Source organism: Veillonella sp. VA137, assembly GCF_003992015.1.
Taxonomy (GTDB): Bacteria; Bacillota; Negativicutes; order Veillonellales; family Veillonellaceae; genus F0422.
Window position 1 is genome coordinate 1 of sequence record NZ_RQVK01000025.1, and the last position, 12,715, is coordinate 12,715.

6 protein-coding genes are annotated in these 12,715 nt (G+C 40.3%); all 6 read left to right on the top strand.

The features are described from left to right. Positions 1 to 286 precede the first annotated feature (286 nt). Positions 287 to 6,775 carry a YadA-like family protein gene (locus EO116_RS08255; protein ID WP_127161417.1) on the top strand — a complete coding sequence of 2,163 codons (6,489 nt, stop codon included), beginning with the start codon at positions 287 to 289 and terminating at the stop codon, positions 6,773 to 6,775. 160 nt (positions 6,776 to 6,935) lie between these two features. After that, positions 6,936 to 7,631, top strand: coding sequence for a hypothetical protein (locus tag EO116_RS08260; RefSeq protein ID WP_127161418.1), 696 nt, complete (start codon positions 6,936 to 6,938; stop codon positions 7,629 to 7,631). Between the two features lie 367 nt (positions 7,632 to 7,998). After that, positions 7,999 to 8,772, top strand: a complete 774-nt coding sequence (locus EO116_RS08265; RefSeq protein WP_127161419.1) for a hypothetical protein — start codon at positions 7,999 to 8,001, stop codon at positions 8,770 to 8,772. Between the two features lie 24 nt (positions 8,773 to 8,796). Further along, the gene (locus EO116_RS08270; protein WP_127069410.1) at positions 8,797 to 9,051 is read left to right on the top strand and encodes a DUF1653 domain-containing protein; all 255 of its coding nucleotides are present in this window, start codon (positions 8,797 to 8,799) and stop codon (positions 9,049 to 9,051) included. Positions 9,052 to 9,061: 10 nt separating this feature from the next. Continuing rightward, positions 9,062 to 9,847 (top strand): HAD-IIB family hydrolase, encoded by a 786-nt coding sequence (locus EO116_RS08275; protein WP_127161420.1) that lies wholly within the window; start codon positions 9,062 to 9,064, stop codon positions 9,845 to 9,847. A gap of 121 nt (positions 9,848 to 9,968) precedes the next feature. Continuing rightward, positions 9,969 to 10,967: a phosphate acetyltransferase gene (pta, locus tag EO116_RS08280; protein ID WP_062401348.1), complete on the top strand. Its 999-nt coding sequence runs from the start codon at positions 9,969 to 9,971 to the stop codon at positions 10,965 to 10,967. The last annotated feature ends 1,748 nt before the right edge of the window (positions 10,968 to 12,715 follow it).

Consider the following 12,715-nt stretch of genomic DNA (forward strand, 5'->3'; position numbering starts at 1 on the left):
ATATAGTATGATGATGAGGAATCGAAAATTTTAAATACAATTTAATACAATTAAATTGAAATAGGCGTGTGTTATTGTAAATGATACATGCCACATTGGTGTTATATTACTTTTAGAAGCATGGGACCACAGATGGTCTTGTTGCTTACAATATAGACCTTAAACCTAAATACACTTTAATGTATTTACCGTATAGAATCTAATGAATATTTACAAATTATGGGTATTATTACACATAACGCGTAGTAACGGTGATGTGTAAGGTAAGAAGAAAGGAATAGAATCTATGAACAATAATTTTTCAAAAAAACGTAAAAAATACGCTGTTGCATTGTTAGCTGCAACGGCAGCGACAGTAGCGACGTCATTCAGCCCTAGTGCACCATGGGTGATGGCTAGTGGAGGGGCATCTGATACGGATCCTTTTTTACCACCTGACTTTAATCCTCCAACATATACGGAAGTGCCCTTTGATCCAGATGCGAGTAATATACATATTCCTTTTTATCATGTGCAAGCAGGTAATAATGTAAGTGTTACAACGAATACTTTTAAAGCAGAAGATTTTAATGGGAACGAGGCAACGTTTAATAATTTTATTGTAAAAGCCAATGATACTCTTGTTGAGGATAGCGATGATATCGTTGTTGATCAAGGTAATAGTGAACATGCTGAAAAAGGTAATGAAAACGGCGTTACTCGTAAGTATAAGTTAACTTTAAGTAAGGAATTAAAAGACAAAATTGACAAAGCTGCTGCTGGCGGCGGTGGCGGCGGAGCAGCACCATCTAAACTTGAGGCAGGTACGAATACAACTGTTGAGGGCGATGGTACAGAGGATAATAAATATAAAGTAAACATAAACCCAGAGTTAACAGGCATTACGTCTATTACTGGTGATACATTGACATTACATGGTGGCGCAACAACCGTTGCGATCAACGATAATGGTGTTAATGTAGGTGGTAAAAAAATCACTAACCTAAAAGAAGGTGATGTATCAGAAGATTCTACTGATGCTGTAACAGGTAAACAGTTACATGAAACAAATGAAAAAGTTAAAGAGAAGTTAGATAAAACAGCAGAACGTCATATTAAACCAGGTGAATATACAGTGGAGAACGGCACTGTTACATTAACATATGTAGATGGTGACGGTAACGACACAACAGACAAAGCAAAAATTACTGGATTAAGTTCTATTAAATCTATTGCTTCTGGTGATACGAATACATTAACTGTTGCTAACAATAATGGCGATATTACAGTAACACCTGTAGTGGCTGCTGATATTACAGATGCTGGCGATGCAAACAAACTTGCGACAGCAGGTGTAGTCAATACAGCTATTACTAATGCAACAGCTCCATTGGCGGATAAAAACTTATCCAACATTACAGATGCTGGTAAAAAAGTAATTACTGGATTAGGCACAGAAGTCGTACAAGGTGATGGTGTTACAGTTACTCCTGCTGTAGATGGAACAACAGGTAAGAAAACATACACCATCTCTGCGGTAAAACCGAACTTTGCAGATGGTACAAATACAACTGTTGAGGGTGATGGCACAGCGAATAAACCTTACAAATATAACGTGAATCCGGCGTTAACAGGTATTACGTCTATTACTGGTGATACTGGATTAACTTTCACTGGTGCTGGTACTGCAGTAACGATCAATGCGGCCGGCGTGAATGTAGGCGGTGCTAAGGTGACTAACCTAGCAGATGCTGCATTAACAAATAGTTCTACTGATGCTGTAACAGGTAAACAGTTACATGAAACGAATGAAAAAGTAGAAGCTAAATTAGATAAAACAGCAGAACGTCATATTAAACCACAAGCGTATACTGTGGAGAATGGAACTGTTACATTAAAATATGAAGATGCTAATGGCAAAGAAACAACAGAAACAGCTACAATTTCTGGTTTAAACCCAGTGAAATCTGTTACTTCTGGTGATGCGAACACATTAACTGTTGCGAATAATAATGGCGATATTACGGTAACACCTGTAGTGGCTGCTGATGTTACAAAAGCTGATGATGCAAGTAAACTTGCAACAGCAGGCGCAGTCAATACAGCAATCACTAATGCAACAGCTCCATTGGCAGATAAAAACTTATCCAACATTACAGATGCTGGTAAAAAAGTGATTACTGGCTTAGGCACAGAAGTCGTACAAGGTGATGGTATTACTGTTACTCCTGCTGTAGATGCAACAACAGGTAAGAAAACATACACTATTTCTGCAGCAAAACTAAACTTTGCAAATGGTACGAATACAACTGTTGCAGGTGATGGCACAGTAGATAATCCTTACAAATATAACGTAAACCCAGCGTTAACTGGTATTACGTCGATTACAAATGCAACAACAGCAGATGGAGATGGTACGAAATTAACTATCGATGGCGATAAGCTATCCGTAGTGAACAAAAAAGGTGCTGACACAACAACGGTGACAATCGGCAAAGATGGTATTGATGCTGGTAATAAAAAAATCACTAACGTGGCAACACCGGAAGCTGACAAAGATGCAGCCAATAAAGAATATGTAGATGCTCAAAAATGGGGCTTAAAAGTTCAAAATGGCGATAATCCAGCGGAAGCTGTAACAGCGAAAGATAAAGCGATTACATTAAAAGCTAGTGCAGATGCAAGTGATGATGAAGCAACTCCTAAAAAAGGTCTTTTAATCACTAAAGATGACCAAGGTAATATCACAGTTGGTCTAGATAAAGCGACTCGTACTGCATTAGATAATGCAGTGAACGGTAGCCAATTGATCAACGAACGTGTGACAAGCCCAGTCATCTTCGTAGACAAAGATGGTAACCAAGTATTCAAAACAGTAGATGGTAAATTTGTTACTAAAGATGGTGCAGAAGTTCCAGCAGCTGATTTAGATAAGGTTCATACTAAAGTGAATGCTGCCAAACCAATGACATTGGATAATGTGGCATCTGCTGTTAATGATTTAACAGGTAATACATACCTAGATAAATTAGCAGAAGGTGCAAAAGCTGATAACAAAGTAGCTAACTCTGCGGTGAATGTAACAGATTTACATAATACAGCGAATGCTCTTGTCACAAAAGGTCTTGATTTCCAAGGTAACCTAGGCGATGCAATTCATAAAAACTTAGGCGCAAAATTGGACATCGTAGGCGAAGGCACTGTAGCCGCTGATGCAACAACAGCAGCAAACAACATTCGTACTAAAAATGTTGATGGTAAGCTAGAAATTGGCTTAGTAAAAGACTTAAAAAATATTACGTCGATTACAAATGCAGCTCCAGTAGATCCAGCACAACCTGATGCAGCGAAAGTAGCAAGCACTACATTAACAATCAATGGCGATGCATTAACTGTAGAAAATAAACAAGCTGATGGCACAAAAGCAACAGTGACAATCGGCAAAGATGGTATTGATGCTGGTAATAAAAAAATCACTAACGTGGCAACACCGGAAGCTGACAAAGATGCAGCCAATAAAGAATATGTAGATGCTCAAAAATGGGGCTTAAAAGTTCAAAATGGCGATAATCCAGCGGAAGCTGTAACAGCGAAAGATAAAGCGATTACATTAAAAGCTAGTGCAGACACAAGTGATGCTACAGACACACCTAAAAAAGGTGTTGTTATTGCTAAAGATGATGAAGGCAACATCACACTTGGCTTAGAAAAAGCAGATCGTACTACATTAGATAATGCAGCGAATGTAGGTAATACAGCCTCTGACGGACGTGATGGACAAGCAGGTGCTGGTAAAGATGGTGCAACAGTAGCTGGTTCTGCAGGTGCACAAGGCCCAACTGGTAAAGATGGCTTGAACGGTAAAGACTTAACATCTAAAGTAAACGCACTTCGTAACGGTGAAGCTGGTACAGTAGTGTACACAAATGAGGATGGCGAACGTGTAGTGAAAGCTAACGATGGTAAGTACTATCCAGCAGGTAAGGTCAATGCAGATGGCACAAAAGCAGATGATGCAGTAGCCGTGACACCAGAAGCACGTCTAGTAAATCCAGATGGTACTACAACAAATGGTACAACTGTATTAAATAATATTTCTTCTGTAGTGACACCATTAGCGGGTGCAGATACATTAGAAAAATTAGAAAAAGCAGCTAAAGATGATAGCAAAGTAAAAAATGCAGCTACTAATGTAACAGATTTACATAACACTGCGAATGCGATCGTTGAAAAAGGCTTGACTTTCAAAGGCAATGAAGGCGATGCAATTCATAAAAACTTAGGTGATCAACTTGACATCGTAGGTGAAGGTACAGTAGCAGCTGATGCAACAACAGCAGCCAACAACATTCGTACTAAAAATGTTGATGGTAAGCTAGAAATCGGTTTAGTAAAAGATTTAAAAAATATTACATCTATTACAAATGCAGCTCCAGTAGATCCAGCACAACCTGATGCAGCGAAAGTAGCAAGCACTACATTGACTATCAATGGCGATGCATTAACAGTAGAAAATAAACAAGCTGATGGCACAAAAGCAACAGTGACAATCGGCAAAGATGGTATTGATGCTGGTGGTAAAAAAATCACAAACGTGGCAGAACCAACAGACAATTCAGATGTAGCTACTAAAAAATATGTAGATGATCACGCCTGGGATTTACATGTTGATGATGGTACTGGAACGGGCTCTACAGTAGTGCCGAAAAATAAAGTGATTACTTTCAAAGCCGGTACTGGTACAATAGCACCAACTGATTTACCAGCAGGTCAAGATAGTCCTAGCAAAGATACTGATGGATTAAGACCTAAAACAGGTGTGGTTGTTGAAACTGATAAAAACGGTACGATTACGATTGGTTTAGAGGAAACAGCACGTAAAACATTAGATAATGCAGCTAATGTTGGTAATACAGATTCTGATGGACGTGATGGCAAAGCGGGTGCAGGTCAAGATGGTGCAACCGTAGCTGGTACAGCAGGTGCACAAGGCCCAACAGGTAAAGACGGCTTAAACGGTAAAGACTTAACATCTAAAGTCAATGCACTTCGTAACGGCGAAGCTGGTACAGTAGTATTCACAAATGCTGCCGGTGATCGCTTAGTGAAAGCAAACGATGGCAATTACTACAAAGCTGATGAAGTAGAACCAGATGGCAATGTAAAAACTCCTGATGAAAATGGTGGTACAGCTCCTGTAGCAGTGACACCAGAAGCACGTCTAGTAAACCCAGATGGCACTGTAACAAATGGTACAACTGTATTAAATAATATTTCTTCTGTTGTTACACCACTAGCAGGTACAAATACATTAGAAAAATTAGAAAAAGCAGCTAAAGATGATAGCCCAGTTAAAAATGCAGCTACTAACGTAACAGATTTACATAACACTGCAAATGCGATCGTTGAAAAAGGCTTGACTTTCAAAGGCAATGCAGGCGATGAGATTCATAAAAACTTAGGTGAAAAACTTGATATCGTAGGTGAAGGTACAGTAGCAGATACTGTAGCAACAGCTGCCAACAACATCCGTACTAAAAATGTTGATGGTAAACTAGAAATTGGTTTAGTAAAAGACCTAACAGGTATTACATCTATTACTAACGCTACAGCAGCAGATGGTGCAGGTACAAAACTAACAATCGATGGAGATAAAGTATCTATTGCCAACAAACAAGCTGATGGTACAACAAAAACAATCACTATTGGCAAAGATGGTATTAATGCTGATGGTACAAAAATCACTAACTTGGCAGATGCAGATTTGTCAGACAAGTCTACTGATGCCGTAACAGGTAAACAATTACATGCTACTAACGAAAGAGTTTCTAATTTAGAAGAAACTAAGTTGGACAAAACTGACGATGTACATGTAAAAGCTGGCACATACACGGTGGATGATAAAACAGGTACTGTTGCGTTACCTATTGTGAAAGGCGATGCAGATACGGCTACTGGTAAGAATGTAACAATTTCTGGTATTGTAACGCATGCAGTTCTTTCTGAAACATTAGAGAATAAAGAATTACATATTGCCGGTGATGATAATTCAACGTACACAACTACGTTAAAAGACGGTATCTCCCTTAAAGGCGCTTCTAATTTTACACCAGATGAAGCAGCGAAGAAGGATGGTATCAATATTCAAGCGAAAGCGACAGATAAAGGTATTGAACTTAAATTATCAGATACCTTAACAAATATGAAAGGTATCACCTTTGCACCAGCCACTCAGGGCGGAGCCTCTGTAAGCTTAACATCTACAGGTCTTGATAATGGTGGCAATACGATCACTAACGTGGCAGCTGGTGTAAACGATACCGATGCAGTGAATGTGTCACAGTTGAAAGGAATTGCAAATTACGCAACTAATGTGGATAGCCGTGTTAATCGTTTAGGTGCTCAATCTGCTGCGATGGCTGGATTGCGTCACTTACAATATGATCCATTGGAACCAACTACATTGATGGCTGGCGTAGGTACTTACAAAGGTCAAACTGCATTGGCATTAGGTATTGCACACTATAAAAACGAGTCTTTATTATTCCATGCAGGCGCATCTATCGGCAGCAATCATGATGAATTGATGGCGAATGCGGGCGTTAGCTGGAAGTTCGGCTCTCGTGCTGATGAAACAGCGGTGAAAGATGCGTATCGTCAAGGTCCTATTAGCTCTTCCTATACATTACAAGATAAAGTATCTGCATTAGAAGCACAAAATCAATTGCAAAAAGACGAAATTAATGAGTTGAAAGCGCAATTGGCAGAAGTACTTAAGTATGTAAAAAAAGGTTAATTTTTACTAACCAATACGAATAGATTTTGTGAAAGCTCCGGCTTTCACAGGGTCTATGGTATACAAAATAAAAACAATATAGTACAATGTGTGAGAAAGATTAGATACTATATCTAGATGAGATAATTTAGTAAATAGAATATGTATAGGAGATATAGGCATGAAAAAATTAGTATTAACGGCAGTATTATTAGCTGCCACAACATCTGGTTTTGCCATGGGAGATGTGTTGTTCGATCAAAAGAACCCAGACAATATCGTAACACCAGCGGTGGGATATGAAGTAGAAGCAGTGACACCAGAAACGGCATCTGCATTACAAGAATTAGGTATGACATTAGATCGTGCTCATGCGGTGCAGGCAGATTTAGTAGCTCGTCATGAGCGTGGTGAGCGTTTGACAGATCGTCAACATCGCTTTGCGGACCATGATGTGAATCATGACTTCTTACGTGTGTTAGATCGCAACTTGACGAACCGCGTGGAGTTCTTTAAACGTGCTCATAATTGGAATGGGGACAATAAATACGAACACACTGCGAATTACCAAGTGTTCTTGAACAAACATAATACAGATGTGAAAGAAGCGGTGAATGGTTACAGCAACAGCTATGGCTGGAATGTATTGCGTGGTGTACGTCAAGACGCATTGAACAATGTAAAAGCCGTGTTTGACCAAAAAGGTGAAGCAACAACTGGTGAAGACATTGTGAATGCGTTGTCACAAGCAGCAGCTAAACAAGCGTTCACTGTGGATCAAGAAGAACTTCGTTTCTACATCAATGAACTTGTTTGGTATACAGCAAAACAAACAGCAAAAGAAACTAATAAACAACTAGATCATGTGTTACAATAAGGTGAACTAGTGGTAGAGTATGTTGTACATGCTCGATAGAAAAGGAGCCATAACAAGACTGTTAGGAATTGTTGTGGCTCCTTTGCTGTGTTCATAAGGATATAGTGTGCGAATCTGTGGTGAGAGGTATGGTATTAATAAGTCATAGGTGTATTTTGAGTTGCCCTGATGTAAGTCTGATCTCTAGTGGGGCGCCGAACAGAGTCTTAAGTTTATGTCGATATTCATATATTTAAGCTAGTATTTACGATATGCACTAAGATAGGCATTTTGTAAAGGTACTATACTGCTAGAACCATAAGGTATGATATAATAAAAGATAGATTGAGTATAATATGATTCAGTAATTTATATAGGAGATAGAATTTTGAAACGTTTAGTATTATCAACAGCATTATTGCTGACAGTAGGCACAAGTTTCGGTATGAGCGAGGACATTTTCGCTCGTCAACATCCATCTGAGGTAACAGAAGTGGCGAAGGGCTACCATTTATTAGCGACTATGCCAGAAACAAAAGAAGCCATTGACGGCCTAGTACATACGATTGATGGAGTACAACCGACGCCAGCCATGGCGAGCACATCTATGCAAGGCATCACATTAGAAGAATTGTCTCATGCTGTGAAAGGTCATGATTCTGTGACTCCTTCTGCGGTAGTGTCACACATTACAGCAAAACCAATCCATGGCATTACAATGGATGAGTTATTGACCGCGTTACAAAGCAAGGGACAAGACAAAGTGACTGTCTATGATGGAGCGCAAGTGTTATCCGTTTTGGACACAAAGCTTACAAAGCGGTTGCGATTCTTTAAACGCATTCACAACTGGCATGGTGACAATCAATTAGACCGTTCCAACCGCCACGAAGAAGTAGCAGCGTTGGCTGGTAAGGAAACAGCGGAAAAAGGTAGCTATGCGTGGTATGTATTGAAAGATTTACGCCATGATATCTTAGCGAATGTAGAGCAAGCCATCGAAGCGAAAGGTAATGCGTTAACAGGTGAAGATATTGCCACAGCCATTGTCAGTGCAGCAGATAGCAATGCGAAATATGTGAAGAGCGAAGAGCTTCGTTATTACATCAATGAACTTGTGTGGTACTCTGTCACAGAGACAACGAAACAACTAGGTAAATAATCGTTACCAGAAAGGACGATGACTATGCAAGAGATTGTAGTAGGCGGTTTATATCGTCATTTTAAAGGCATGCTATACTATGTCATCGACATTGCCATCCATTCCGAGACGGATGAGCCTCATGTGGTGTATCAACAGCTCTATGGAGAGCGCAAAACCTTCGTGCGGCCATTGGCGATGTTCGCTAGCGAGGTGGACCATGAGAAATATCCAAATGTGGAGCAGAAGGATCGCTTTCAGTTGGTGAACGGTTGGGATGAGGAGCAGCACTTGCGCTGAGGAGGACCGAATGGACAAGAAATATTTTTTCTTCGATATTGATAATACCCTAGCGGTCTGGCCGGATGGGGTAATTCCTGACAGCGCGCAGTACTCCTTGGAGTATTTGCAGGATAGAGGGCATCACGTGGCGCTTGCCACAGGTCGTTTGCAGGCTGATGCTATGCGTTTTGCGAAGATGGCAAAGACCCCAAATTTTGTAGCTGATGGTGGCTATAGTATTACGGAAGATTACGAAGTGCAATGGATGCAGGGCATGGATCGGGAACGCTGCGTGCAGTACCTCAACTACTTGACGAAACATAATGTGCCCTGGGGTGTGACCCATAAAAATGACTTTGTCCGCATTACTCCTTATGAAAGCGTCCTAGCATGGGATCCGCAATGGGATATGATGCAAAACGAAGTCGTACCAGACTTGGTACCTGAGGATATCGAGCACTTTTACAAGGTCTATGCTTTCATCACAGAAGAAGAGGAACAGCGCCGTGGCATTGTGCATATGACGAAGGATTTAATTCGCTATGGAGACGGATGCATTTTATTTGAACCGATGGATAAGGCCTATGGGATTCGGAAAATGATCGATGGCTTTGGCGCATCCTACCAAGATGTCATCGTATTTGGTGACGGCTATAACGACCTGTCCATGTTCCGACCAGATTGGCTAAACATCGCCATGGGTAACGGCCGTGACGCACTGAAAGAAAAAGCTGACTACGTCACAACATCCTGCCATGACGACGGGATTTATAAAGCCTTGCAACATTTTGGGTTTATACCGAAGCAGTTTTAGTATGAATGAAGTGGATAGTATACTTTCACCATAACTATATGAAGCGGTTTGAACATCAAAATTAGTTATAGTATAATAAAGCGTAGATATATCGAAATGGGTCTTAAAAGGAGGACATACCATGGATTTAATTCAAAGTTTAAAAGAGCAAGCAAAAGGCTTGGGTAAAAAAATTGTATTGCCAGAATTCGAAGATAGCCGTGTCATCGAAGCAGCGGCTGCGATTTTGAAAGAAGGTTTCTGCGTGCCTGTATTGGTTGGTGCAGAAGATAAAATTCAAGCGGCAGCTACAGCAGCTGGTGTATCTTTGGAAGGTGCTGAAATCATCAACCCAGCTACATTCGGCGAATTAAACAAAATGGTAGATACATTTGTAGAATTGCGCGCGAAAAAAGGCATGACACCTGAAAAAGCGCACGCTACTATGACTGGCGATGCATTGTTCTTCGGAGCTATGTTAGTGCGTTTAGGTTTGGCAGACGGCATGGTTGCAGGTTCTGCAAGCCCTACAGCAAACGTACTTCGTGCAGCTATCCAAGTAGTAGGTACACAAGCTGGTTTGAAAACTGTGTCCAGCTCTATGCTTGTGATTACTGATAAAAAAGAATACGGTGATGACGGATTGTTGATTTTCTCCGATTGCGGCGTTATCCCTAACCCAACATCTGAACAATTGGCTGATATCGCTGAGTCCAGTGTTGGTAAAGCTCGTTCCGTAGCAGGTATGAAAGAGCCTCGCGTATCCTTCTTATCCTTCTCCACAAAAGGATCTGCTTCTTCTCCAGAAGTTGATAAAGTGGTGGCAGCAGTAGAAGACTTGAAAGGCCGTAACGTAGACTTCGCATTCGATGGGGAATTGCAATTAGATGCGTCCATCGTTCCATCCGTAGCAGAACGTAAAGCTCCAGGATCTCAAGTGGCTGGTAAAGCTAACATTTTGATTTTCCCTGACTTACAAGCAGCTAACATTGGTTATAAATTAGTACAACGCTTTGCTGGCGCTACTGCTATCGGACCAATCATCCAAGGTTTGGCAAAACCAATCCATGATCTTAGCCGCGGTTGCTCCGTAAGCGATATCGTTGACCTTTGTGCGATTGCTGCTGTAGAGGCAAAATAAGTCGTCTCTGGTTGCCCTATGCAATCTTGTGGCGATGTCTAAATTAGCATAAATAAGCCCGTAACATATTCCTTCTCAAACTGATCCTACGGTAGGTTTGTTCAGGAACATGTTACGGGCTTTTGTATTTGTGTGAGTTAGGTAGTTAGGGGCGCTACAAGATGTGCTACGTACAACGGCGTTCCTCAGGTAAAAGAGCACGACATATTCCAAACCGAAATGATACAGTGGTTAGGTTTTCTTCGGAACATGTCGTGCTCTTCTTGCACTTATGTAATTTGGTCAGTAAAAATGCCACAAGGCTACTACACCTAACGGCGTTCCTCAGGAAGGGCACTTGTGACGGTATCGTTTGCAAACTTGTGCTTTGCTTAGTTTGTTGTTCGACATGATAGTAAGTTTATATAAACAGTGTGAATAGATTGTGCTATAATGAAAAGGTAAGAGTCATTAACGTGTTGTTAGGCTCATCTCTTCCCTAAGGGGAGGAGGTGGTACTATGAAAAAGTTTAGAAAAATCGATATCTTGATTTTAATTCTAAAATTAATAGTACGACTCATTGATTGGTTTAACTAATTAATGAAAAAGCCTAACGATAAGAGGTTCCCTCCCTCTACACGTTAGGCATTTCATATTTCACAAGTTTGAGATGAGCCTAACGCCTGCATACGTTGATGGCTCTTCTTATTTGTAAGTTAAGTATAGCATAGTTTGTTACAGAATAGCAACATCTCTTGTTACGTTATGTAGCCTGTGGCGTTGTTAACTGAATAGGATAAAGGGAAGCCCATGGCATACTCCTTCTCAAACGGTATTTCATAATGTTTGTTCAGGAGCACGCCATGGGCTTCTTAGGTCTGTGTGATTTGGTCAGTAAAAAACACCACAAGGCTACTACAGCTAACGGCATTCCTCAGGGGAAGGACGCTTGTGACGGTACCATTTGCAAACTTGCACTTTGCTTAGTTTGCTGCTTAGATGGCAGTAAGTTTATATAAACAGTACGAATAGATTGTGCTATAATGAAAAGGTAAGAGTCATTAACGTGTTGTTAGGCTTATCTCTTCCTGTAATGGGAGGAGGTGGTTCTATGAAACTTTTTAAAAAGTTATCTGTATTGATAAAGCTTTTAAAATTGATTATAGATCTTTACCATTTCTTTAATTAGAAATGACAAAGCCTAACGAATAAGGTCTAGCACACCTTAACACGTTAGGCATTATCACATTTGTAATCTTGAGATGAGCCTAACGCCTGCACACGTTGATGGCTCTTCTTATTTGTAAGTTAAGTATAGCATACTTTGAGTGTTAATGCTATACTTTCTTGTTACGCTATGTAGGTCGTCTCTGGTTACGTTATGTAGCCTGTGGTGTTTTTAACTAAATAAGATAAAGGGAAGAGCACGGTATACCCCCTCTCAAACGGTATTTCATAATGTTTGTTCGGGGGCACACCGTGCTCTTCTTGGGTTTATGTAATTTGGTCAGTAAAAATGCCACAAGGCTACTACACCTAACGGTGTTCCTCAAGGGGAAGGGCGCTTGTGATGATGTCATTTGCAAACTTGTGCTTTGCTTAGTTTGCTAATTAGTATGATGCTAAGTTTATATAAATAGTGCGAATAGATTATGCCAAGTATGACTGTAGTTCTTTGCCGTAATAAAGCGGTTTATGTAAATTTAATTGAATAAAAGTAAATAGCAAATAACACTACAAAACAATTTATATTCAATCTGTGTAAAAC

Excerpts from the sequence above, each read along its gene's own strand:
- EO116_RS08270 (WP_127069410.1), top strand. The coding sequence starts at position 8,797 with ATGCAAGAGATTGTAGTAGGCGGTTTATATCGTCATTTTAAAGGCATG.
- EO116_RS08260 (WP_127161418.1), top strand. The coding sequence starts at position 6,936 with ATGAAAAAATTAGTATTAACGGCAGTATTATTAGCTGCCACAACATCT.
- pta (WP_062401348.1), top strand. The coding sequence starts at position 9,969 with ATGGATTTAATTCAAAGTTTAAAAGAGCAAGCAAAAGGCTTGGGTAAA.
- EO116_RS08275 (WP_127161420.1), top strand. The coding sequence starts at position 9,062 with ATGGACAAGAAATATTTTTTCTTCGATATTGATAATACCCTAGCGGTC.
- EO116_RS08255 (WP_127161417.1), top strand. The coding sequence starts at position 287 with ATGAACAATAATTTTTCAAAAAAACGTAAAAAATACGCTGTTGCATTG.